This window comes from Streptomyces sp. a15 (assembly GCF_059026085.1).
This window is the reverse complement of record NZ_JBWLKM010000313.1, coordinates 1-300: the sequence shown is the minus strand read 5'-3', so window position 1 is coordinate 300 and position 300 is coordinate 1. Positions and strand designations below refer to the sequence as shown.

The following is a 300-nucleotide window of genomic DNA, read 5'->3' as shown; positions in this document are numbered from 1 at the left end:
CCGGCCGCCACCCGCTCCAGCGCATCGAGAAACTCATCCACCCGCCCGACCCGGTCCTTGAGCAGATAACCCACCCCGCTGCTCCCACCACCCAACAACTCGGCGGCATACGACTCCTGCCGAGCAGTCCCGAGCCGGCGGCTCGTCGGCGCCGCCCTGGCCCTCGTCGCGGACGTACACCGTCAGGCTGCGCCGGGTGCGGGCGAGGCGCACCTCGGCCGCCCCGCGTGAGCGTGAGGTGCTGAAGCTGATGGCGGAGGGGCACGACAACGCGACGATCGCGAAGACTCTGGTGGTGAC

General features: G+C 71.3%; 1 pseudogene. It reads right to left on the bottom strand.

Annotated features, from left to right (window positions below):
- Positions 1 to 119, bottom strand: a pseudogene (locus tag AC5P09_RS52285) (DNA-binding response regulator); the annotation flags it as partial.
- Positions 120 to 300 lie beyond the last annotated feature (181 nt).